The organism is Zhouia amylolytica AD3, from assembly GCF_000511935.2.
GTDB lineage: Bacteria > Bacteroidota > Bacteroidia > Flavobacteriales > Flavobacteriaceae > Zhouia > Zhouia amylolytica.
The window spans coordinates 499,849-524,084 of record NZ_AYXY01000001.1; the positions used below are offsets into that span (position 1 = coordinate 499,849).

At 35.1% G+C, this 24,236-nt stretch carries 17 protein-coding genes and 1 tRNA gene; 9 read left to right on the forward strand and 9 right to left on the reverse strand.

Features of this window, described 5'->3' with window-relative positions; genetic code table 11:
• Nucleotides 1-85 precede the first annotated feature (85 nt).
• From ric to P278_RS02535, 7 genes are all read right to left on the reverse strand, one after another.
• Nucleotides 86-817, reverse strand: a complete 732-nt coding sequence (gene ric / locus P278_RS02505) for an iron-sulfur cluster repair di-iron protein (protein WP_038261664.1) — start codon at nucleotides 815-817, stop codon at nucleotides 86-88.
• Nucleotides 814-3,057, reverse strand: coding sequence for a nitric-oxide reductase large subunit (locus tag P278_RS02510; RefSeq protein WP_038261668.1), 2,244 nt, complete (start codon nucleotides 3,055-3,057; stop codon nucleotides 814-816). Before P278_RS02510 ends, ric begins: the two co-directional genes overlap by 4 nt.
• 231 nt (nucleotides 3,058-3,288) lie before the next feature.
• Complete coding sequence (gene scpA, locus P278_RS02515) at nucleotides 3,289-5,409, reverse strand: methylmalonyl-CoA mutase (protein ID WP_038261670.1); 2,121 nt, start codon at nucleotides 5,407-5,409, stop codon at nucleotides 3,289-3,291.
• A 47-nt stretch (nucleotides 5,410-5,456) separates the two neighbouring features.
• Nucleotides 5,457-6,824: a methylmalonyl-CoA mutase subunit beta gene (locus P278_RS02520; protein WP_038261673.1), complete on the reverse strand. Its 1,368-nt coding sequence runs from the start codon at nucleotides 6,822-6,824 to the stop codon at nucleotides 5,457-5,459.
• A 98-nt stretch (nucleotides 6,825-6,922) separates the two neighbouring features.
• On the reverse strand, nucleotides 6,923-7,243 hold the full coding sequence (locus P278_RS02525) for an FtsB family cell division protein (protein ID WP_038261675.1): 321 nt from the start codon (nucleotides 7,241-7,243) through the stop codon (nucleotides 6,923-6,925).
• Nucleotides 7,244-7,266: 23 nt separating this feature from the next.
• On the reverse strand, nucleotides 7,267-7,878 hold the full coding sequence (gene udk, locus P278_RS02530; protein ID WP_038261677.1) for a uridine kinase: 612 nt from the start codon (nucleotides 7,876-7,878) through the stop codon (nucleotides 7,267-7,269).
• Between the two features lie 43 nt (nucleotides 7,879-7,921).
• Complete coding sequence (locus P278_RS02535; RefSeq protein WP_082436064.1) at nucleotides 7,922-8,998, reverse strand: anhydro-N-acetylmuramic acid kinase; 1,077 nt, start codon at nucleotides 8,996-8,998, stop codon at nucleotides 7,922-7,924.
• Nucleotides 8,999-9,071: 73 nt separating this feature from the next.
• Between P278_RS02535 and murQ the strand changes: the two genes are divergently transcribed.
• On the forward strand, nucleotides 9,072-9,884 hold the full coding sequence (murQ, locus tag P278_RS02540; protein WP_038261682.1) for an N-acetylmuramic acid 6-phosphate etherase: 813 nt from the start codon (nucleotides 9,072-9,074) through the stop codon (nucleotides 9,882-9,884).
• Between the two features lies 1 nt (nucleotide 9,885).
• On the opposite strand, the gene P278_RS02545 is transcribed toward murQ, so the two are convergent.
• On the reverse strand, nucleotides 9,886-10,998 hold the full coding sequence (locus P278_RS02545; protein WP_038261684.1) for a PQQ-dependent sugar dehydrogenase: 1,113 nt from the start codon (nucleotides 10,996-10,998) through the stop codon (nucleotides 9,886-9,888).
• Between the two features lie 156 nt (nucleotides 10,999-11,154).
• On the opposite strand from P278_RS02545, the gene P278_RS02550 reads away from it, so the two are divergent.
• From P278_RS02550 to P278_RS02565, 4 genes are all read left to right on the forward strand, one after another.
• Nucleotides 11,155-11,229: transfer RNA gene (locus P278_RS02550), tRNA-Pro, on the forward strand.
• 215 nt (nucleotides 11,230-11,444) lie between these two features.
• On the forward strand, nucleotides 11,445-12,695 hold the full coding sequence (locus P278_RS02555; protein ID WP_038261687.1) for a site-specific integrase: 1,251 nt from the start codon (nucleotides 11,445-11,447) through the stop codon (nucleotides 12,693-12,695).
• Between the two features lie 1,228 nt (nucleotides 12,696-13,923).
• The gene (locus P278_RS02560; RefSeq protein WP_038261689.1) at nucleotides 13,924-14,484 is read left to right on the forward strand and encodes a helix-turn-helix domain-containing protein; all 561 of its coding nucleotides are present in this window, start codon (nucleotides 13,924-13,926) and stop codon (nucleotides 14,482-14,484) included.
• A 259-nt stretch (nucleotides 14,485-14,743) separates the two neighbouring features.
• Nucleotides 14,744-15,103, forward strand: a complete 360-nt coding sequence (locus tag P278_RS02565) for a cupin domain-containing protein (protein WP_038261691.1) — start codon at nucleotides 14,744-14,746, stop codon at nucleotides 15,101-15,103.
• 337 nt (nucleotides 15,104-15,440) lie between these two features.
• Here P278_RS02565 and P278_RS02570 read toward each other — a convergent pair whose 3' ends face one another.
• Nucleotides 15,441-16,424, reverse strand: a complete 984-nt coding sequence (locus tag P278_RS02570) for a fatty acid desaturase family protein (protein ID WP_055725799.1) — start codon at nucleotides 16,422-16,424, stop codon at nucleotides 15,441-15,443.
• 719 nt (nucleotides 16,425-17,143) lie between these two features.
• Between P278_RS02570 and P278_RS02575 the strand changes: the two genes are divergently transcribed.
• From P278_RS02575 to P278_RS02590, 4 genes are all read left to right on the forward strand, one after another.
• Nucleotides 17,144-19,114, forward strand: coding sequence for an aconitate hydratase (locus P278_RS02575; protein ID WP_038261693.1), 1,971 nt, complete (start codon nucleotides 17,144-17,146; stop codon nucleotides 19,112-19,114).
• A 94-nt stretch (nucleotides 19,115-19,208) separates the two neighbouring features.
• Nucleotides 19,209-19,733 carry a cupin domain-containing protein gene (locus P278_RS16720; RefSeq protein ID WP_235444234.1) on the forward strand — a complete coding sequence of 175 codons (525 nt, stop codon included), beginning with the start codon at nucleotides 19,209-19,211 and terminating at the stop codon, nucleotides 19,731-19,733.
• Between the two features lie 659 nt (nucleotides 19,734-20,392).
• Complete coding sequence (locus tag P278_RS02585) at nucleotides 20,393-21,433, forward strand: glycoside hydrolase family 130 protein (RefSeq protein ID WP_038261696.1); 1,041 nt, start codon at nucleotides 20,393-20,395, stop codon at nucleotides 21,431-21,433.
• Nucleotides 21,414-23,792 carry a glycosyltransferase gene (locus P278_RS02590; RefSeq protein ID WP_200909592.1) on the forward strand — a complete coding sequence of 793 codons (2,379 nt, stop codon included), beginning with the start codon at nucleotides 21,414-21,416 and terminating at the stop codon, nucleotides 23,790-23,792. The genes P278_RS02585 and P278_RS02590 overlap by 20 nt, the downstream gene beginning before the upstream one ends.
• Nucleotides 23,793-24,236 lie beyond the last annotated feature (444 nt).

Below are 24,236 nucleotides of genomic sequence, written 5' to 3' on the forward strand. Positions count from 1 at the left end.
TTAACAGATAAAGGTACTTATTCAAAATATAAAATCCGGAGGGAACTACTAATATTCCCTCCGGATTAGTTAAAACCAATCAAATTCAAGCCTCTGCTGCGAACAGCTTTTCAAGTTTTGTAGCCGCTGGGAATAAAATATTATTTTCTAAATGTATATGCAGATGTAAATCTTTTTCAAATTCATCAAGCATTTTAAAAGCAACCTTGTAGGTGTTACATGCATCTGCTGGGGGTGTGTAATTATCTGTTATTTTAGCAATTTCCCTAAAACGTACTCCTTCATTATCGTGTTCATGTTTCATCATTTCAATCGGGTTCCCTACGGTTCCAAAATGAGGAGCTTCGATAGCTTCGCCGGTAAGTTGAGCTTTGACCATTTTTTTCACAAAAGGAAATAACACTAATTCCTCTTTTTTCATGTGTTGGGCTAAATCTCCGGCTGAACCTGAAAAGAGTTTGTAAACATCAAATAATTCAGGATGACGTTCACCATGAACTCGTCTTAATTTATCCAGATATTGTAAAAGAACCGGAATGGTTTGCTCAACATATCTGTGATGTTTTTTTTCAATATAGTCAATAAGCAAATCCAATGGCCATGACCTATAATCAATTGATTCGCCAGATTTGTTTTTAAGCACTTCATTTAAGCTATGTATGAGTATATCCTGATCGATGCCTTTTTTTGTGCATACTTCGTTAATTGTTCTGTTTCCTCTGCAACAAAAATCAATTCCGTATTTTGAGAATACTGCGGCGGTTCTGTAATCTTCTGCGACATATTCTCCGATTTGTTTGTTTACTAATGTTTTCATGATCTAATCTTTTTATTTTTTAATGTTAATTGAAATACAAACCAACATGTGGCTACCATCCCTACTGCAAAAATGATATCTCCTACAGAACGCATCCATTTTAAAATGTTCATTGTCGGGTGTTGGAGAAGTTCTGCAGATCGGGCATACCACATTCCGTGTTCTATACTTTCTATGGCTTGCCAGACTCCAATAGGGAGCAGGCTTAGTAAAGCCATGGCTAAGAGCCCAATATTAAGTGACCAGAAGCTAATTTTTAGCAGTTTATCATTCCACTGAATGTTTCGATATAAACTTCTCAGAACAAATAGCATTAATCCGATACCTAGCATGCCATAGACTCCAAATAATGCGGTATGACCATGCAGTGGTGTTGTGTTTAGTCCCTGGACATAGTATAGGGCTATAGGAGGATTAATAATAAAACCAAAGATACCTGCTCCCAGGAAGTTCCAGAATGCTACGGCAATCATAAAGTAAATAGGCCATTTATAATCTTCCAGCCATTTTGTGGCTTTGGATAGTTTATAATTATGGTAAGCCTCATAACCAATAAGTGTTAAGGGTACGATTTCCAGGGCGCTAAAGGTTGCTCCCAGTGCCATAACAGCAGTAGGGGTTCCGGTAAAGTACAGGTGATGAAAGGTTCCTAAAATTCCTCCTGACATGAATATAATGGTCGCTAATAGCACATTAAGTGTAGCCGTTTTTGTTTTAAGGAGTCCCAGACGAACGAATAAGAACGCAATAACCACGGTTGCAAATACTTCAAAGAAACCTTCTACCCAAAGGTGTACCACCCACCATCTCCAGTATTCGGCGATGGCTATGTTTGTTTGTCTTCCCCACATGAGTCCGGCTGCGTAGAAAGAAGCTATTGCTGTACAGGATATCAAGAACATGATGATGAGGTTCTTTTCTTTTGTTTTTTTCTTCAAGACAGGGATTAATGGTCTGGTCATTAGCGCTAGCCATAAGAAGAGACCGATAAGAAGGAATATTTGCCAAAATCTGCCTAGGTCGACATATTCATATCCCTGATGTCCAAACCAAAAGTTATCAACCAGATTTAGCTTTTGCATGACGCCCATCCATTGTCCGGCCATAGAGCCTAAGACTATAACTAATAGCGCTATGAATAAAAAGTTGATTCCGAATGTTTGAAATTTAGGGTCTTTACCTGAAACGGCGGGAGCTATATAAAGTCCTGTAGCTAACCATGCCGTGGCGATCCAGAAAATAGCTAATTGTGTATGCCATGTTCTGGAGATGGAGTACGGTAGGATCTGGTCTAATGGAATTCCATAAAATCCATCGCCTTCAACGCCGTAATGAGCAGTTACAATACCTAAGACCATTTGTAGTACCATGAGTAAACTCACAATCCAGAAATATTTTTTAACCAATTTCATGGATGGCGTAATTCCCTGTTTTAGTAATGGATCTTCAGCAGGAGCAGGTATATTTTCATCTTCACCTGATTTTACATGGTAGAATACCATAATACCTATGCATAGTATTAACAGTATAATACTAACCCCGGACCATGCCAGCAGGTCTCGGGTAGGTTTGTTACCAACGAGTTCGTCGGCGGGCCAATTGTGGGTGTAGGAAATATTGCTGCCGGGACGTTCGGTTACTGTAGCCCAGGTGGCCCAAAAGAAAAAAGCATTCATTTTAGACATTTTTGTTTCATCTGAAATGCTGTTTATTGGGATGGCATAGTCTTTTCTTAGTTGATTGAACTTGGGGTCGTTTGTAAATAGTCCTTTGTAGTAATCACTCAGATGTTTTATTGCTTCTACACGCTCTTCTGAGACCGTAATTGTTTGTGTTGATTCATCGTAAGTGTTTGGTCGGAGGTTGTTTTGTAAACGTATTTTTAAAGCAGCTTGTTGTTCAGGGTTTAACTCATCATAATTAGTTTGAAAATCATTTTGAGCATACTTATTTAAAATAAATAGTGCTTCGCGATGTAACCAATCGGCTGTCCAGTCTGGGGCGACATACGCGCCATGACCCCATATTGAACCCACTTCTTGCCCACCAATACTTTGCCAGATATTCTGACCGTCTTTAATGTCTTCTTGAGTAAAGATGACCTCGTTGTTTTCTGAAACAATTAGTTTAGGAATAGGGGGTGATTCCTGATAAATCTGATAGCCGTAGTAGCCAAGTACACTAAAGGAAATTAGCATCACCAATGCAAATCCAATCCATAGTTTACGTTCTCTGTTCATAGTAATACATTATTTAGGATAAATTTATCCTGTTTATTGGTAAAAAAATTTGTACGGTCTTTAACGATCTAATTGTTGTTTACTTTGGTAGCTGTTTCAACGGGCTATTTTTTCCAAAGATTCAATTAAAAGATCTGGACAAAGGTATAAACAAAACATTAAAAGGACAAAATTGTCTTAATTATTATTGTAAAAAAATTATTTTCTCAATCTCCTGTGAAAAACAGGAGGTTAGTCTATGAGAATTTCAAGGATTTTTATGGCTGCATCACTAATTTTAGTACCAGGTCCAAAAACGGCTACTGCGCCCTCATCGAAAAGGAACTGGTAATCTTGTTGTGGTATTACACCTCCAACAATGACCATGATATCATCACGACCGTATTTTTTTAGTTCGCTGATAACCTGAGGAACCAATGTTTTATGACCTGCTGCCAGGGATGAAACTCCCAGCACATGCACATCATTTTCAACGGCTTGTTTTGCTGCTTCCTGAGGGGTTTGAAATAAGGGGCCTATATCGACGTCGAACCCAAGGTCTGCATAACCGGTAGCTACTACTTTAGCGCCTCTATCGTGTCCGTCTTGCCCCATCTTTGCTATCATAATACGTGGTCTACGGCCTTCTATTTCAGCAAATTTATCTGCTAATTGCCGAGCTCGTTCGAAGCTTTCGTCGTTTTTTATTTCTTTACTGTACACTCCGCTAGTAGATTGAATTTTAGCTTTATATCTCCCATATACTTTTTCAAGCGCATCGCTGATCTCGCCTAATGAAGCTCTTTTTCTTGCAGCATCTATTGCCAAAGCTAGTAAATTTCCGTTGCCTGTTTCTGTGCAATCGGTTAATTCTTCGAGTGCAGCAATTACAGCATCATTATCTCTCTGTTGTTTTAGCTGGTTAAGACGTTCAATTTGCTGTCTTCTTACCTCTTGGTTATCAACCTCCAAAATTTGCAGCGGATCCTCTTGTTCCAGCCTAAATTTATTAACCCCAACGATGATGTCTTGACCGCTATCAATACGTGCCTGTTTCCGAGCGGCAGCCTCTTCAATTCTCATTTTAGGGATACCTGCCTCTATAGCTTTGGTCATACCTCCTAATTCTTCAACTTCTTCTATGAGCTTCCAGGCTTTACGTGCTATTTGGTCTGTTAGATTTTCTATAAAATAACTTCCGGCCCAAGGATCTACCGTCTTAGTAATTTTAGTTTCTTCCTGGAGGAATAGTTGAGTATTTCTGGCAATACGAGCAGAAAAATCGGTTGGAAGCGCAATGGCTTCATCCAGGGCATTGGTATGTAGGCTTTGTGTTCCGCCGAATGCTGCAGCAGCGGCTTCGATACATGTTCTTGCCACATTATTAAAAGGATCTTGCTCTGTTAAGCTCCAGCCACTTGTTTGGCAATGAGTTCTTAAAGCCAGTGATTTAGGGTTTTCCGGGTTGAATTGTTTTACCAGTTTAGCCCATAGCATTCTTCCTGCCCTCATTTTGGCAATTTCCATAAAGTGATTCATTCCGATCGCCCAGAAAAAGGATAGGCGAGGAGCGAACTTGTCAATGTTCATACCCGCTTTAAGTCCGGTTCTTATATATTCCAAACCATCAGCCAAGGTATAAGCCAATTCAATATCCGCGGTTGCCCCAGCTTCTTGCATGTGGTATCCCGAAATACTGATACTGTTGAATTTAGGCATGTTTTTGCTGGTAAATTCAAATATATCAGCAATGACTTTCATGGAGTGTTTGGGTGGGTATATATACGTATTTCTAACCATGAACTCTTTCAGGATGTCATTTTGTATGGTTCCGGAAAGTAATTCAGGCTTTACACCTTGTTCTTCTGCTGCCACAATATAGAAGGCCATTATCGGCAATACAGCTCCATTCATGGTCATGGACACGGACATTTTATCCAAAGGGATTTGATCGAAGAGAATTTTCATATCTTCTACGGTGTCTATGGCAACTCCTGCTTTCCCGACATCACCCACCACTCTTTCGTGGTCTGAATCGTATCCTCTGTGGGTAGCCAAATCGAAAGCTACTGAAAGTCCTTTTTGACCTGCCGCCAGGTTCCTTCTATAAAAAGCATTGCTTTCTTCTGCAGTGGAGAACCCTGCATATTGTCTGATCGTCCATGGTCTCCTTACGTACATGGTGGAGTATGGTCCTCTCAGATAAGGGGGGGTTCCAGCAGCAAAATTAATATGCTCCAGCTCTTTAATATCTTCAGGGGTGTAGGTGCTTTTAATTCCTATTCCTTCCGCAGTTTTAAATGGAGTGTAGGCTACTTCTTTGCGTTTGGCAGCCTTTTTTATAGTGATATGTTGAATGTCTTTTCTGCTCATTGTTTTAGTGTGTGGTTGATACAGAATTTTTTATTTATAGAATTCTATCAGGCTTCTGATTTTAATCTTTCCTGCTCCAGGGCTTCGGCCAATCTTTTTTCCAGAATGGGTTCAATTAAAGTTTTACCGGGTTGTCTTTTCATGAACGGATATAGTTCAAGATCATTTTTCATTTGATCTTCCGGATTCTGATATTTATTGGTGCCAATTAGAGTTTCCTTATTATTGATAAACAGGTTTTCTTCTGTTTCTGCAGCTTCTTTTATTTTTTTCTGAATGGTATGGTTTTTAAGTTGTTTTAAAAATCCGCCGCTTGTTTCAATCTGTTTAAATAAATCAAGTGCTTTTTCAGCTAATTGATCCGTAATGCTTTCGATGTAATAAGTCCCGTCTGCAGGGTTTGAGACTTTATTAAAATAACTTTCCGATTTAAGGATGAGGAGTTGGTTTCTTGCTATGCGTTCCCCAAATTCATTATCCTTATGATAAATATTGTCGTAGGGTGCATTATAAATCATATTTGCTCCTCCTAATACAGCGCTCATGCATTCTGTAGTGGTTCGCAGCATGTTTACATTGTAATCGTATAGGGTTTTGTTACGTTTTGAAGGCGTAGCTATAATATGGCATTCCGATTGATTATTGTATTCCGGAGCAAGTGACAACCATAATAATCTGAGCGCTTTTAGTTTGGCAATTTCAAAAAAGTAGTTACTGCCTATGGCTGTATTAAACGTAATTGTTTCCTGAGGAAATCGGTTTAAATATTCATTTGCATGTGCCAGGGTATATGCGAGTTGTTGAACCATGTTCGCACCAGCATTCTGATATAAAGACAGATTTACATTAATCGTACTTTTAAAAACGCCCTTGCTTATGGTTAGAATCTCTTCAAGGGTATTAAAATCATTCTTTAAGTTTTGATACCAGTTTCCTGTTTTGGCAAGGTGTCCAATGATATCAATATTGAGATAAATCTGAGTTTCTTTTCCGGAGATAAAGGACTTTAACTTTTTAATCGCATCGACGGACAAGAATTCAAACTCCAAATAAACAGGTATTGATCTTAAGTTGATATTTTGAAGGAGTAAATCAAAATCAATATCTTTCGATGGAATTGTAAAGATCAGGCTTTCTGCGCCTCTTTCAATTATGTCCAGCGCCTTTTCGTTGGCTAATTTTTCATTGCCAGCATATATTTTTTGACCTATATTCCAGTTGGTAACATCTGTATTCGAAGTGGGAGGGAGCTGATCAAAATCTTCAGCGTGATAAAAGGGTTTTACATCAATCCCTTCAGGGGTATTCCAAATTAAAGTTTCGTTGTAATCAGCACCTTTAAGATCGAACTGTATTTTTTGTTTCCACTCTTTAGAAGTTATCTCACTAAACTCGTTAAAAAGTTTTTTACTCATTAGTTGTGTGTGTTAATGGTTTGTGATAGGTCGACTATACTGTTGAACGATACTTCAGGAGGAAGGTGTTTTTAACCTTCTCAAGCCTTACCAGGGCTTTATTTTTTCAGGCTGTCTGCATTTTCAATGATATAAATTTCTTCGTTATCCTTTTTTAAATAATACTCTTCTCTTCCGAAGCGTTCCAGCTCTTGTTCGTTTTTAAGCTTATTTATAGTCTTCTTATCTTTTGCAATCTCTTTTTGCAAGTGTTCCTTCTGTTTCTCTAATTTATTAATTTCCTGTTGAAGTTCAATATGTGTCAAAAGTGAATTTGCGTCAAAAAATAGCATCCATATTACAAAGACGGTAAGTATAAGTACATAAATGTTACTTACGAATGAAAACCACTTTTTATTTTTTAACTTTTTAAACTTCACTGTGTTCAAGTATTACCGTGTTCTTATAATGAAATACGCTCATTAATGATTGTACGTACAATATCAACAGCTACGGTGTTGTATTTATTGTTTGGAATTATAATATCAGCATATTCTTTGGTTGGTTCAATAAATTGCTGATGCATTGGTTTTAGTGTTGTTTGATAGCGCGTAAGGACTTCCTCAATATCTCTGCCTCGTTCATTAATATCTCTTTTTATTCTACGGATGAGTCTTTCATCAGAGTCTGCATGTACAAATATTTTTATATCGAACATATCTCTTAGCTCTTTGTTGGTTAAGATAAGAATTCCTTCAACAATCATAACCTTTCTGGGGTGGGTAAGTATGGTGTCCTGGGTTCTGTTATGTTTAACAAAAGAATATACAGGTTGATGTACAGGTTTATTTTCTTTAAGTTCTTTCAGATGTTGTACCAAGAGACCGAAATCGATTGCTCTTGGATGGTCAAAATTTATTTTAGTACGTTCATCGTAAGACAAATGCGAGGTGTCCTGGTAATAAGAGTCTTGTGAAATAACTCCGACTTCATTTTCCGGTAATTCATTAATAATTTGATTTACAACCGTTGTTTTTCCACAACCTGTCCCTCCAGCAATACCTATGATGAGCATAAAGTGTTTTGTTTTTGCAAATGTAAAAAAATGAGGTTAATAATTAGCTCGGGTAAAAGATAACTCCTGAACTGGAGTCTTTACGAGCCCCGGTTACTGATTTCAGGCAATTTATTTCATTAAGGTCTCTTAAAACGCCCATAAAGGCGAATATAATTGCTTCTTTAAAATCTATTATATTTTCGTCTGGAACGACAATATCTACCCGGGGTAGTTTCTTTGCTAATACCTCAATTAAAAAGCTATTTTTTGCTCCTCCACCGGTAATTAAAAGTTTAGGCTTTGGGGTATATTTTATCATGTTTATCGATTTGGCAATTTGATCGGTAATATGATGTACGGCGGTGTTAAGGAGGTTTTCAAAGGTGTCATTAACGCTTTCCACTATGGGCAACACTTGTTCTGAAAACCATTCATAGCCCAGGGATTTGGGATATGGTAATTTATAAAATTCCAAAGCATTCAGTTTCTCGAGGAGTTCGGTATTTAGATTTCCTTTTGCTGCGATTGCTCCACCTTTGTCATAGTCGAGGTTGATCTTATTGGTCAGGTAATTAAGAAGCATATTTACCGGAGCGATATCGTAGGCATTTCTTTCATTATTAACATTAAAAGAAATATTACTAATTCCTCCGAGATTTAAACAAAACTTATAATCAGAGAACAAGAGTGCATCGCCAATTGGTACTAAAGGAGCGCCCTGACCTCCCAAGGCTACATCATTTGTTCTAAAGTCACAGATGGTTTTTATACCCGATGTATTGGCCAGGTGTTGCCCTGAACCGATTTGATAGGTTAGGCCTATGTTGGTTTGATGAAAAACGGTATGTCCGTGACTTGCTAAAAAATCTACTGACAAGTTATGGTCTTTAATAAACAAATCGACTTGTTTTCCCAACCAGGTTCCATATTGATTATTAAAGTGTAATAGTTCTGAAGCCGGAAGGTTTATTGTGTTTTTAAGTTTGGCTTTAAAGGCTTCTTTATAGGCGATACTTTTCCCTTTGAGTAATTCAAAACTCCATTGCTGGTCATTTTTATTGAATTTGCAATAAGCCAAGTCGAGTCCGTCGAGTGAAGTTCCGGACATTAATCCGATAACATGATAGGTGTTTTTCAAAGGAAAATAAATTTATTAAAGTGCTTTCTTCAAATTTATAACTTTGTAACAAAAGAATCTAATTTTATATTTCATGAGCGCATACCATAAAATCACGGAGCAAACATCATTGTATGATCAGTTAGAGAACATGTCGACTGATGATATTCTTCTGAATATGAATAATGAAGATCAAAAGGTGGCACTTGCTGTTCGCGAGGTGGTTCCTGCCATATCTAAACTGGTTGATGAACTGGCCATTAGATTTGTAGATGGGGGCAGACTCTTTTATATAGGTGCCGGAACCAGTGGTAGATTGGGGATTTTAGACGCTTCTGAAATTCCACCAACCTTTGGACTGCCTCATGAAAGGGTCATTGGCTTGATTGCGGGAGGGGATACAGCTATCAGGAAGGCTGTAGAATTTGCAGAGGATGATACCAAGCAAGCCTGGATTGACCTTAAGGAGCATCGTATTACAGCTAAAGATGTGGTGGTGGGTATAGCAGCCTCCGGGACTACACCATACGTTATAGGAGGTGTTAAAGATGCTCGTGCGAATGGGATTTTAACAGCGTGTATTACCAATAACCCGGGCTCTCCTTTGGCAACATCGGTAGACATTCCTATCGAGGTGAACGTAGGGCCAGAGTTTGTTACGGGGAGTACGCGAATGAAGAGTGGAACTTCTCAGAAGTTGGTTTTAAATATGATCTCTACGGCCTTAATGATTAAAATAGGCAGGGTAGAGGGTAATAAAATGGTGAATATGCAACTTAACAACAATAAATTAGTTGATCGTGGTGCCCGTTTTATTATGGAGGAATTGCATATTGATAAAGACCGTGCTCTTGCATTACTGAAAAAATATGGCTCTGTAAAGGCGGCTATAGACGCTGAAAAATAATTTATTCAGGAACAATTCTATAGAGGCCTTCGTTTTCTACGGCGACATATATATATCCATCAGGTGCTTGCTTTACGTTTCGCAGTCTTCCGATACCATCAAAGAGTTTAATTCTTTGTACGACTTCGTTGTTTTCAAGAATAAGTCGCTCCAGGTATTGGAATTTCAGGGAGCCTACCAGTAAGTCACCTTTCCAGTCGGGATATTTATCGGAGGTTACAAAATCCATTCCGCAGGGGGCAATGGAAGGTACCCAATAGTATAGGGGTTGTTCCATACCTTCTTTTTCGGTAATATCGGTAAAGGACGAACCATCATAGTTGATACCATAGCTGATAACGGGCCAACCATAATTAGCGCCTTTTTTAATGATATTGATTTCATCACCTCCTTGGGGTCCATGCTCATGGGTCCATATCTCACCGGTTTGCGGATGTTTAATCATGCCCTGTGGATTTCTATGGCCATAGCTGAATATTGCTTTTTTAGCGGTAGGGTCTTCATAGAAAGGATTGTCAGTAGGGATTGAACCGTCATCGTTAAGGCGATATATTTTACCGCCATCCCTGGTAATATCCTGAGGGTTTACATCTCGGTTACCTCGGTCTCCAACGGAGAAATATAGGTAATTTTGATTATCGAATTCAATTCTGGATCCAAAGTGCTGTCCTCTTGTGGAGTTTGGTTCAGCTTTATATAAGAGTTGATTTTCTACTAAAGAATTCCCTTGTAGTTTGGCTCTTAAAATCGCGGTATTTCCACCGGAACCTTCTCCCATTTCAGATGCGTATGATAGGTAGATCCATCCGTTTTCACTGTAATCAGGGTGCAGAGCGATATCTAATAAGCCTCCCTGTCCTCGGTTGTATATGGTAGGGGTGTTATTTATGATGGTTTTTTCTCCGTTTTTAAAATGAATTAATTCTCCTGATTTTTCGGTGATCAGGATGCTATTATCGGGAAGAAATGCCATACCCCAGGGGTTGGTGAGGTCGGAGACTACCAACTCAGTTTTATAGTTAATATTCTCAGGTGTTTTTATTTCGGTGTCCTTGTTTTGGGCGCAAGATACCAGGGTAATTCCCAGAATGATATATTGGTGGAATTTATTCATAACCAAGCTTTTTTGGAAAATTACAAATAATGTCTCTTAAAAACTAAACAGAAAAGTTTTTTTTATCGATTAATGTACTATATTTGCACTCCGAAAATGACTCGGGGGTATGGTTTAAATCCTTATTAAATTAATACCAACATATTGAAATTTTTTCGGGGTGTAGCGTAGCCCGGTTATCGCGCCTCGTTTGGGACGAGGAGGTCGCAGGTTCGAATCCTGCCACCCCGACGAACCTAGAAATAGGTCACGACAAAACACTGTTAATCTTTTGATTTTCAGTGTTTTTTGTTTTTTATGCATTCATTTGATATCATTTAAAATCATATAATAGGTGTGCAATTCGGTGTGCAATGTTTCATTGGAATTGTACTATCTTTAAAGGACTTTCGGGTATGATTTGGCTTTCGATTTAACAAATCATTGTTAACCTAAAGTCATTAAAAATGAAATCAAAACAGACTTTTACCGTCATTTTCTTTACCAGAAAATCAAGAAGTAATCCAAATCAACTTACTATCTATGCACGAATCACTGTTAGTGGTAAACGTTCAGAAATTAGTTTAAAACGCTCTATTCACTTTAAAGATTGGGATAGTCATAGGAGTAGGGCAAGAGGTAGTTCATCGACATCAAGGGCTTTAAATGCTTATTTAGATGAAGTTTTTAGTAAACTATTAAACTGTTATAAGGAATTGTTGTCTGAAGAGGCTCTCATATCTTCTGAAGCAATTAAGTCTCGTTTCCTGGGAGAGGACAATACTAGTAAAACACTTCGGGAGCTGATAACTTATCATCATGATAAAATGGGAATGGTACTCAAACCAGGAACCATGAAGAATTATTATACCACCGAAAAGTATCTTTATAAGTTTTTACAAAGGAAGCGAAGGACAAAGGATATCTACCTAAAACAATTAAATTATGAGCTTATTACCGATTTTGAGTATTATCTACGTCATTATAAAAATTCCAAACAGGAATTAATGATGTCTAATAATGGCGTTATGAAGCATCTGGAACGCTTCAAGAAAATACTGAACTTGGCGGTGAAGTTGGAATGGATGCCAAAGAATCCCTTTAGTCAGTTTAAATTAAAGTATAACAAGTACGATAGAGCTTATTTAACTAATAGGGAATTAAAATTGTTAGAAGGAACGGAGTTTAAAAGTCAGCGGTTGGAACGGGTAAAAGATTGTTTTGTTTTTTCTTGCTATACAGGCTTGTCGTATGTGGATGTAAAGGATCTTACTTTAAGCAATATAGTTCAGGGTATCGACGGGAGGTATTGGATCTATACAAAAAGGGAGAAAACCAATGAGTCTGTTAAAGTTCCGTTACTACCTAAGGCATTAGAAATTATTGAAAAGTATAGTGGCTTAAATAGTGCAGGTTTTGAAGATTCTTTATTGCCCTTAAGTTCCAACCAAAAGACCAATAAATACCTGAAAGAGATCGCAGGAATGTGTAAAATTTATAAGCATATGACTTTCCATGTAGCCAGACATACTTTTGCAACTACCGTAATGCTATCAAATGGCGTACCGATAGAAACGGTTTCTAAATTACTAGGACATTCTAAGCTTACTACTACTCAAATATATGCAAGGATTGTCGAGACTAAAATAAGTGACGATATTGACAGATTGTTGGAGCGGTTTAAAGAAAAAGAAATGGACAAGGCTATAAATAGTTAGCAATTGATAATTGTGATATGTGTGAAAAAGCACCCGTTAAGCATGAAATTTTTGAGCTAGTTAGTATGAGTTATGACTAGTAGGGACTGATTATAATGAATAGCAAGAGGGTAGCGCGCAAATGCGGCGCTACTAGTTTATTTTGCTTCGCAAATCCCTTTGTGAATAGGAGATTTGGACAAATTTTAAATTATGGAAATTCTCATGTTTTTTACTAAAAAGCATCGTGAGCCCAGTAAAAATGGATCATTTTTTACTAAAAAACATAATTAGGATGGTGACCTACGTTATTCCATGGCATCAAAAAACACAAGCACTTTGGTTTTAAAGTAGCTGAAATCATACCACCTTTTTCACGGAAAAGTATGTTCAGCTCAGTGAAATCAACGAGTTTTTCACGGAAAAATGATATTTCACCAAGCAAAGCAGTATTAGTATTCTATGAATTTTCCAAATTAAATTTGATCAATATTGTGTATTATTTTTCCCTATCAATATACCCCGTCATTTTGTGGGGGGGTAATATTGAAGGAAAAAATAATAGTTAGGAGGCGTGTCCGTATACGTTGACATATGGTGTCCCGCGATTGACGGCTGCGAATATCCTAGCGATCAGTTTATTTCGGTAAGGATTTGGGGGCTCTTTTTTATTAAAAGAGTGCTGAAAAATCAAAATAAGGAAGCCCGACCTTTGTATAATTTTTTTGCATTTAGTGAATGGTTGTTACCAATCCCACCTATATTTCTAAATTGGACACTTGTTGTATATGCTCATGGCATTTAGTGAGTGTTATTGTAACCTCACCTTGCGGGTGTACAAGCACCCTCTTAACCATGTCGGTTTGTAGCTTTCCCTAAAAGTGTAGCCTTACCCAATTTAAGAGACAGCTAAGTTTTTCAGATTTTAGCCAATCTGATCAATAAAGTATGATTTTCAAGTAAATATTGTTACATTTAGAAGGAAGATAAACACCCTTTTTATTACGAAATGTACATAGACGGAGTTGGATTCATTGAAGGTTTTTTGTGAAAAAATCATGATCAACATGTTGAATCCAATGAGATCTAAAACTCAGAAGTAAAGCGATTAAGATTGAATTTAGTGAATAGATTTTCAATGGCAATGCTAAAGGTGAAAGAACCCAATAATAGCGTGAAATTAGTTTGAAAAACTATTTGTCTGTTAATATATCTAGATCAGCGTTAGAAAAATAATAAAATTTGAAAGATGAAACTATTCATTAAGTATATGGTTTCCATTCGATGTAAAATGCTTGTAAAAGCAGAATTAGATAATTTAGGAATTCTTTATGGGCAAATTCATTTGGGAGAGGTAGATATCATAGGTTCTATAGAGAAAGAAAAGCTTAATCAGTTAAAAGCCATTCTATTGAAAGCGGGGTTGGAAATAATGGACGATAAAAAATCTATTTTGATTGAAAAGCTAAAAAAAGTAATTATTGAAATGGTTCATTACGAAGAGGAGTTTCCGAAAATTAAACATTCCCTTTATATACGTAAGAAGTTAAATTATGATTACACTTATTTGTCGAATCTTTTTTCTGAAGCTACAGGAATTACAGTTGAACAGTACATAATAGCACATAAAATAGAAAGGGTAAAAGAATTATTGTTATATGATGAACTTAATCTAACTGAAATATCATATAAATTGAATTATAGCAGTGTTGCCCATTTATCTGCGCAGTTTAAAAAAGTTACTGGTTTGACCCCCACATTTTTCAAAAAGTTAAAACGAAAAAAGCGAATTCCGTTAGAAGATCTGTAATTCACATAATTATATAATATATTTCAGGGAAAGTGTAATAGTATTTAGTTCTTATAACTGAACTTTGTATTAGATACTTTTTACCAAAAACATCCTCACTTTTAATTTAAGTAACCAGGGAAGTATTTTCTAAGAAATATAGAATTACAGCCTGACTATCAGAAGACTTTTTTGTTTATAGGGTAGATTACATATTTACTCAACCAACATAGAATATTCGATTTAGACTTCCAATTCTTTCGTAACTCACAACACAAAAATGAACGACCAGAAAACTTTTTCGGATAATCAGGAGATTGAAAGATCAAAAGTATATATTACCGTGGAAATTATAGAGTATATACCTAATTCTGTTGTTATTAAAACTATATTAAAAAAAACGACAGGAAATATTAGTGTAATGTCTTTTGACAACGGGGAGGGGCTCATGGAAAGCACGTCCCCATTCGATACTTTTGTGCAAGTTATAGAGGGGAAAGCCAAAATAATAATTGATGAAATACCTTTAACCCTTAATACAGGAGAATCTGTAATTATTCCGGCTCATAAACCAAATCTCATAAGACCAAACGGACGCTTTAAAATGATTATGACTGTAATTAAAAGTGGGTACGAATAATTCAAAAAAAGCAGTTTAGACAAAATGTACTATTGCAAGAAAATGACACAATGCTCAATGTGACAGTTAAAGTGTTTAAGCTTTATGTTTAATACAATAACACTAAAATTATGCGTTATCTTTTTTATTTATTATCGCTATTTTTTTTATCAGTATGGTGTTTAGGTGTTTTTATTTATAAGGTTGAGATGATTTTTCATGTTTCATTTTTGAATGGTGTAATATGTGGGGTTTTGGGTGTTGTTCTTAAAAAGAAAAATATGTGGAAAAAAGAACTTTAGATTTGTAAAAAAAACTGGCGACCTTTTTTTTAGCCGCATATTAAGCTTGTTTATGACTAAGAATGACTAACAAAACTTTTACCACCTAGCTTACGGAGCATTTTAATATGATCTTTAATGGCTGCTATAAAGGTCTTTTTTGTAAGATATGGGAGTCCGTGCTCTTTTGCCGTGTCTGATACTATCTGCGAAATTTTTCGATAATGAATATGGCAAATGTAGGGAAACAAATGGTGTTCAATTTGGTAATTCAATCCGCCAATCAACCAAGAAAATAGTTTGCTCCGTGGAGAAAAGTTACTAGTTGTAATTAATTGATGCACAATCCAGTCATTTTCCATAATTCCTTTTTCGTCAGCTATAGGATATGCGGTATCAGGCATAACATGAGCAACCTGAAATATACAACTAATTAAAAGGCCTGTAACAAGGTGCATGGAAATAAAAGCCATTAAAACAATCCATGCAGGTAGTGGGGTGAATAAAATTGGTAGTATTAGGGCATAAGAGTAATATAGAATTTTCCATGAAATTAATTTAAATAGTTCGTTATGATATTCCTTTTTTGAGCCTAGTAAGCCTTTTTTGTAATACCTATATATCCTAATAAAATCCTTAACAGTAATCCATAATAAAGTAGATATGCTATAAAAAAACCATACATAGATAAATTGAAATTTATGCAGCCAATTTCTCTTTGTATGAGGTGAAAACCTTAAAAAAAACGGAACATTTATATCGTCATCAGCCCCCTGTATGTTCGTATAAGTATGATGCAAAACATTATGCTGAATTCTCCATACGGTCATATTTGCCCCTATTAAGTTCATGGTGTATCCCAGATATTTATTAATTTTTTTCTTTTTTGAATACGAACCGTGAATAGCATCGTGCATTACCCCCATTCCTATACCTGCCATTCCCAATCCACTAATGATATACATTATGAATAAGAAGTATACCTGATGGATAAATCCTAAACTTATTAATGTCAATGGAATTATATAAAGAGAAAGCATTAATATAGTTTTGAATACCATACTATGGTTTGCGTGTTTACTTATATCATTAGTATTAAAATAGTGGTTAACCCTCTTTCTAAGTACTTTTGAAAAGTGAGATGGTTTATTTGTATAGAATTTTGGAGTTTTCACAATATTACGTTTTAAGAATTAATCAATTATTATATTTTTAAATGGTTATCCTGTGCTTGAATTGGCTTTAAAATACCTGGATAACTATCGTGGATACATTTTTCTTAACAAGGAGTGTGTTCAACAAATTGATTGAATTGATCTCTGTTATGATAATAGAGAGGTTTGATGTTTAGAAGATATTTACAATTACAAATTTAAAATCAATTCAGCGCATTATTATATTCAACCAAAGGGCTTTTATTCTGACCAAATTTTAACAATATAAGGCTTCTTTGGCTTAATTGAAGAGGTTTTATTTATTAGTAGATGCTTAACAAAGTTAAAAGACAAAATATAAATAGTGTTATATATTTCCTGAAATGATTTATATAAATTACAGTTACGTTCAGAATATAAAGGTTCTTACAGGGTTATGTGTAATAATTTGTTAAAAGATTGGTTTTTGTTTCTAAATATCTGGTAATAAATTATTTACATTCATATACTTTGCTTAACTTTAAAAGGAGCCCTTCACTCTCATTTTAGTATATCCATTTGTTTATGGAGTAATTACTAAGAAGAGTTTTCTCTGTACATTCAATCTGCTAAAAAAATCGATAGGCATGTATTCAAACAATGTAACTCAAAAACTAATCAAGGATCACCTCATTAAAGGTGAACTTATTCCCGGAAAGGAAATTGGGATAAGGATAGACCAAGCTCTTTTACAAGATGCAACAGGAACCCTTGTACAGCTTGAATTGGAAGCGATGGGGTTACAAAAGGCTAAAACAGAAATAGCAGTTCAGTATGTAGATCATAATTTGTTACAAACCGATCATAAAAATGCCGACGATCATTTATTTCTCTTATCAGCTGCTCAAAGATTTGGATTATGGTATAGTCGTCCGGGCAACGGTGTAAGTCACCCTGTTCATATGGAGCGCTTCGGAATCCCCGGTAAAACATTGCTAGGTTCAGATAGCCATACTTGTGCAGCCGGATCCCTAGGAATGCTCGCCATTGGTACAGGAGGGCTAGATGTGGCTTCAGTCATCGCCGGTGAACCTTATTATGTGAAAATGCCGGAAATTATGGGAGTGAAACTTACAGGAAAACTTCCCGAGTGGGTAAGTGCTAAAGATATTATTTTAGAAATGTTACGGCGACATGGAGTAAAGGGAGGTATTGGCAAGATAATAGAATATTATGGAGATGGATTAAAAAGTCTTAGTGCAATGGATAGGCATGTTATTGCTAATATGGGAGCAGAATTAGGTGCCACCAGTACCGTTTTTCCCAGCGATAATAGGACATACCGTTATTTAAAAGCCCAAGGAAGGGCTGAAGACTGGGTTGAAATTATTTCAGATAAAGGTTGTGAATACGATCTTAATGAAGAAATTATCCTAGATGATTTAGAACCGTTAATAGCATTACCTTCCAGTCCGGGAAATGTAGTTGCTGTAAAAGAAGTTTCCGGAAGATCTGTAAATCAGGTTGTTATAGGGTCGTCTGCTAACCCCGGGTTACGAGACTTCTGGATAGCCGGGTATATCGTAAAGGACAAAACAATTAATAATCAGGTATCATTGGATATAAATCCGACATCGAGACAGCTTATTCAAAACATGATCAAGAACCATAGTTTTGCTAATTTAATTAAAGCAGGAGCTAGATTTCACCAATCAGGATGTATGGGATGTATCGGAATGGGGCAAGCCCCATCCTCAAATACCATAAGTTTAAGAACTATGCCAAGGAATTTTCCGGGCAGATCTGGAACAGAAAATGATCAGGTGTATTTGTGTAGTCCTGAAACAGCAGCCGCATCAGCATTAACAGGAAAGATTACCGACCCCAGAGATCTTGGCAAATTGTTTAACATACCATATTCTAAATATACAAGCCCGGAAAAAGAAATCATAAATACAGATCTTTTGGCACCTCCTTTAGAAAACGGCCTTGAAGTGCAGTTAAAGAAAGGTCCTAATATAAAAGAGTTACCTCATTTTTCATCTATATTGAATGAATATAACATCCCTGTATTATTAAAAATGGGAGATAATATATCCACAGATGAAATTCTTAGAGCGGGAGCAGATGTTTTGCCATTTCGGAGTAATATACCGGAAATAAGCAAGTATACTTATTCGGTTATAGATGTTACTTTTTATAATAGAGCAATTAAGTCTAAGCCTGTATATGGTGGACATGTTGTAATAGCAGGAGAAAATTATGCACAAGGATCGAGTAGGGAACATGCTGCTTTAGCCCCGAAATATTTAGGTCAAGTGTGTGTGATAGCCAGGTCGTATGCAAGAATCGCATGGCAAAACCTGATAAACTTTGGAATACTTCCCCTTGAATTTATAAATGAACAAGATTATAGTAGGATGGAACAAGGAAATATATTAGGTTTTAAAAATTTAAGAACCTCTATAAGAAACAGAAGTGAGATTCTGATAAGTGTGAGTAGTGTATCCGGAAAATTGTTTGAATTTGAAACCAGACATAGTATGAGTAATCGTCAGGTAGAAATTCTTTTGAAGGGAGGGATTATTAGCGAGTTTAAAGAAAAGTTTAACCGCTAAATAATGTAAGCAGGGGCTCTGTAAAAGAGTCCTTAAATAGTAGCTATACCAGTTTTCATGGATGGTTCTATAATTTAATTTTAATATATACGTCATGAATGATTCACAGTTTAAAAAATTAATTTCTTTTGATATAGCAGAAAAACTAACCTACACTTCAAACGCTATATCTAAGATTACAGTGTTAAAGAAAAAAACAGGGGAGATCAAAGCCATGTCTTTTGATATAGGAATGGAATTGGCCGGAGAGAAGTCTGCGTCTTCCATATTTTTTCAGATTATAGAAGGAAATGCTAAAATAATAATAGATGATGAAGTGACTTTTTTGAAGTTAGGAGACACTATGGTGATACCCAAACATACAGATTACCTAATAATTGCAACCCAAAGGTTCAAAATGCTCTTTATTGATTTAAACCTGGAGCTAAATACATTACATTTAAATAAAAAATCTACTGAAAATAAACGCTATAAAGCCGGGCAAACAGTTTATTCTAAAGTTAATCCAACGAAACCTTTAATTGTACGAGCTTTTCTTAATAAAATATATTATTGTTTTGTAAAGGATTCTCCTGAGGATAAGGAAGAGGTATATTTTGAAAGAGAACTAACTACCTAAGCATTTTTTTTATATATAAGTGTCATTCATGCTAGGGCTTAATAAAAAAATCATGCTAAAATGGATAAAAATTCATCTGTTATTTAATTGATTAGACATGTTTGGTTCGGTTATATCCCATAAAGGGAAAGAATGATTAAGTTTGTTAAAAATCAGTTAGTTATGTAATTTATTTGCGAGATTATATAATAATTTGAACATCTTTTTACCGATCTTTAAGTAAATGAATATAAATTATAGATATCTGAATGTTTTTGTTGGTAACTAATTGATTTTCAGGCATGCATGTTAGGCGCGAGTGTTTCCCTATTATTGAGTTAAGCCTATCTATATATCTACTTGGCCCCTTTGATAGTTATTAATTTAAGCTAGTTAGCCCAATAAAAATAGTAAGATTCGAAAATTAAATTAAAAGAACGTTTTCATCGAAGAATGTAAAACGCATAAGGTAAATTGAAAGTGTAGTAAAATTGGTTTTGAAAGAGATGTTCTAAATTAAAGGCGATAGATGTCAGAAATATCTTTTAGTGATTGAAGTTCTATTAAAAATATGATCAGGCTCTATTAATTGTTTAATAATCAAGCTATGACGAGTTTTAGTCTGGCAAATTTCTTCCCAGCCAAGTAACATTTATAAGTTATTTTAAAACTAACGAATCATGTTAACTGTAAAAAGGGAGGGTGTCTTATTAGAAAAATCATCGCTTGATTTTGAAAACAAAGGAGTAATGAATCCAGCGGTAATTCAAGATCAAAAAGGCATACATCTTTTTTACAGGGCAGTAAACCAATTTAATTACTCAACAATTGGATATTGTAAATTAAGAAGTCCAATAATAGTAGAAAGAAGGAGGAAAACCCCTATTATTTTACCAAACTTTCAGTATGAGTCAAATGGTGTAGAGGACCCAAGAATTGTGAAGTTGAAAAACACTTATTATATATCTTATACTGCTTATGATGGAATTAATGCTCTTGGTGCTTTGGCTACTTCTAAAGATTTGAAAACATGGGTTAAAAGAGGGATAATTGTACCAAAAATTAATTACGATCTATTTACCCAATTAATAAAGTTTAAAGCAATCATTAATGAAAAGTATTTTCGGTATAATAAATTCGATTATGTTCACAAAAGAAATTACTTGTGGGATAAAAATGTGGTTTTTTTTCCGAGGAGAATTCATGGGAAAATATGCTTCTTACATCGTATAAAACCAGATATACAAATAGTTGAAATAAAAAATATAGAAGATTTAGCTGAAAAATTTTGGAAGTATTACATTATGAATATTAGAGAATTTATAGTTATTTCTCCTAAATATGCACATGAGGTTTGTTATGTTGGAGGGGGATGTCCGCCAATAGAAACTAATTTTGGGTGGCTAGTAATATATCACGGTGTTTACGATACAATTAACGGATATGTTTACACGGTTTGTGCAAGTCTTTTAGATATAGATAATCCCAAAAAAGAAATTGCTAGACTTCCTTATCCATTGTTTAAACCGGAGTTGGATTGGGAAAGGGAAGGTAATGTAAATAACGTATGCTTTCCATCTGGTTCTTTAATTATAAATGGCACATTATATATTTATTACGGTGCTGCTGATGAAAGAATAGCAACTGCCTCGATTGAATTATCCCAATTGATAAATGAACTTTTATTAAATACAGTGAATCATGAAAACGACAGCAACTAATAAAAAAAATAAACTATCACATCAGAGAGGTCATAATTTAAACTGGATGAAGTCAAAAAATATAACTGATCCTTCTATTAAAAAGACAATTCCTCCTGAAGTATTAATTATATCAACCTACCCACCTCGGGAATGTGGTATTGCAACGTATACTAAAGATTTGGTTCAAACCTTAAATAGGAAGTTTGATAAATCATTTTCTGTAAGTGTTTGTGCTTTAGAAACATTAGATCAAAAATTCAGATATTCTTCTGATGTTAAATATAAACTTAATACACATGAAGATTCATCATTCAATAATTTGGCAGAAACTATTAATAAGGACATAAATGTTTCTATTGTAGTTATACAACATGAGTTTGGCTTATTTCGTGAAAGGGAAGAAAAATTTATACGTCTATTAGACAAAATTTCAAAACCTATTATTGTAGTTTTTCATACTGTCTTGCCAAATCCGGATAAAATACGAAGGAATAATGTCAAACGAATAGCATCATTGGCAGAGTGGGTTATTGTAATGACAAAATTTTCTGAAAAGACTCTTCAAAGTGATTATGGATTAATGCAAACTAAAATATTGATTATTCCACATGGAACACATTTAATAGATCATATTGACAAGGAGCTTTTAAAAGAGAGATATGAGCTTAAAGGGAAAAAAGTTCTTTCTACTTTTGGACTTTTGGGCAGGGGGAAAAATATAGAGTCTACTTTAGAGGCACTTCCGTCTATTATAAATACTCACCATGATGTAATTTTTCTGATTATAGGAAAAACACACCCCTCAGTTTTAATGCAAGAGGGAGACAATTATCGTTTGATGCTTGAAAAGAAAGTTTCTGCTCTTGGAATTCACAGGCATGTAAAGTTTATAAATGAGTTTTTACACTTAAATCAATTACTTGAATATTTACAACTTACAGATGTTTATTTATTTACTTCTAATGATCCATTTCAGGCTGTAAGTGGTACTTTCTCTTATGCCATCAGTTGCGGATGCCCTATAGTTTCGACTCCTATACCACATGCTAAAGAGGTCTTAAAAGGTGGAGGGGGAATTATAGTTGATTTTGAAAGTCCAGCTCAATTGGCTAATGCCGTGATTTCTCTTTTAGATGATAGAAAACTAAGAGATAGTTACAGTTCATACGGATTACATGAGATGGCATCTACAGCTTGGGAAAATTCGGCTATTAAACATGCTCTTCTTTTTGAAAAAATAGATTCAGATAAAATTTCACTTATTTATAATATACCACCAATCAATTTAAAGCATCTTAAAAAGATGACTACTGACTTTGGAATGTTGCAATTTTCAATAATGAATAAACCTGATAGTACTTCCGGCTATACATTAGATGATAACGCAAGGGCTTTACTGGTACTATGTCAATACTTTAAGTTAAGCTCTGATAAAAAAGTATTAGACTTAATTGAAATATATTTCAATTTCATTGAATTTTGTTTCCAGAAAAATGGGCGGTTTTTAAATTATGTAAAGTACAATAGAACTTTTTCTAAACAAAATGAAACTGAGAATCTGGATGATGCCAATGGGAGGGCAATATGGACTTTGGGATATTTTATGTCTATGATTCATCTTTTACCTTCAAATTACCAAATTTTACGTCCTAGATTAGAACAGATTTTTAGAGAAGCGATAGCCAATGCAATTGAGATTAAATCAACTCGATCTATGGCGTTTATTATTAAGGGATTGTATTATAGTAATTCAGAGCATATAGATTTATCATCTGTTGAGATTATACGGAAACTATCTGATAGATTGGTTCAAATGTATAGACATGAATCAAGAGACGGTTGGTTTTGGTTTGAAAGCTATTTCTCTTATGCGAATAGTGTAATACCCGAGGCTCTTTTATGTAGTTGGATGATAACTAAAGATCCGATATATAAAGAAATAGCTAAGTCTTCGTTTGATTTTCTTATATCATATATATTTAAGAAGGAGAGTATTAGGGTAATTTCAAATAAGAGTTGGATCAATAAAACTGATGAACTTGTTTTAGACAAGTTTGGTGCGGAGCAACCCATTGATATTGCGTACACCATTTTGGCTTTAAGTAAGTTTTATGAAGTTTTTGAAGAAGAAGAATATTATAGTAAAATGATAATAGCCTTCAATTGGTTCTTGGGAGCAAATCACCTACGCCAGATTATTTATAATCCACACACAGGGGGATGTTATGACGGTTTAGAGCAAACCTGTGTTAACTTAAATCAAGGGGCTGAATCTACCGTAAGCTATTTACTGGCTCGGTTGACAATTTCAAAAGCGTTTGATGATACCACTGCAGAACAGTATCAAAAAGAATATTTTATGCAAGTGAATCGCTAAACCTTTGTCGAATTGATATTGATTTTGAGACCGTAGATACAATTCCTCCAGATTTAACCTTGTTGTGTAGCATCTTATATGTCTTTGTATTAGCTTCTGTTTGGAGCATAATTTAAAGATTTAAATTAAAAAATCTAAGTCAGGTTTTTGCCCTAACTTTTAAGGTTTTGATTTATAAATATTTGAACATCAATACAAAATGCAACTTTATTTTTCGAAGAACTGATAAATTCAGTAAAGCCTCTTAATCATAAAGCGAATACAGACATATTTGAATAAAACCACTATTTAATAATTTTCATATCTTTATAAGATTGAAAGAGATCAAATTATATCTCTTAAGTTCTTTATTAGGTTTTAGTGTGCAATTAGGTGTGCATAAACAGTTGAAAGTTAAAGAATAACAGTAAGAATAGGGTGTAAGGAGGTTTTAATTTAAGCCCG